Annotated in this window: 1 protein-coding gene and 1 pseudogene; one reads left to right on the top strand and one right to left on the bottom strand. The window is 42.2% G+C overall.

All coding sequences use genetic code 11. The features are described from left to right. Positions 1-299: 299 nt before the first annotated feature. A pseudogene (locus L5L97_RS22800) lies at positions 300-510 on the bottom strand (EAL domain-containing protein); the annotation flags it as partial. An 89-nt stretch (positions 511-599) separates the two neighbouring features. On the opposite strand from L5L97_RS22800, the gene L5L97_RS22795 reads away from it, so the two are divergent. Then, positions 600-758 (top strand): transposase (locus L5L97_RS22795; protein ID WP_263180559.1); only part of this gene is annotated, 159 nt, incomplete at its 3' end.

The raw sequence follows: 758 nt of genomic DNA, 5'->3' as shown, positions 1-758 counted from the left end.
TTCACGTATAACGCACCTTATATGGATTCACTTACGTTCATCATACTGACACCCTAGCACTTACCCGATTGTGGTTATCAGGAAGAACGTCCTCTCACGATTCTGTTCCCATTCGGCATAAAGCCAAATATCGTTACATTGTCAGACTCGCTGCTTTATTCAGAGTCTTAGGGTCATCTGGTGATACAGATGGTTCACTCTTATCGCTGTGAACAGCGCTTCATACGACCTCAGGTCGCACGGACAAAACCTTGTTAGATAATTGGCTCTTCTTAGCCAGATTCGGATTAGCTATTCTTTAGTAACGTCTTACCGATTTTCAAGTAATCCAATGGCATGGTTTGTAACAAAGATAAGGTTGTTTGCCCAGTACCAAAGTCATCGATAGCCATTAAAATCCCCAACTGGCGTAAGCTTTCAATACGCTGGCGCCACGTTAAACGCAATCCTAAAGCCCGAGTCAACCTTCATATCGGCAAAATCTTTTAATGCCCGCTCAAAAATATAGTTAGGGTCTGTTGATCTTTCGAGAGTAATTTTTAGACAGCATGGCAAGACGTTATAATTTGCTTCGCCAAAAGTAACCATAACCTCAAGCCATGCCAAGACTTATGCTAACCGATGCACGCTGGGAAAAGCTATTTCATTTAATGAAAAGCACAGGCCGTGTTTATGACAAACCTGAACATAGACAAACATTCGAAGGTATTCTTTACCGCCTTAGAACAGGTATCCCTTGGCGAGATTTACCTAAAGAG

The sequence above is a fragment of the Shewanella sp. SM71 genome, from assembly GCF_025653905.1.
Classification (GTDB): Bacteria; Pseudomonadota; Gammaproteobacteria; order Enterobacterales; family Shewanellaceae; genus Shewanella; species Shewanella oncorhynchi.
This window is presented reverse-complemented; position numbering and strand designations above follow the sequence as displayed.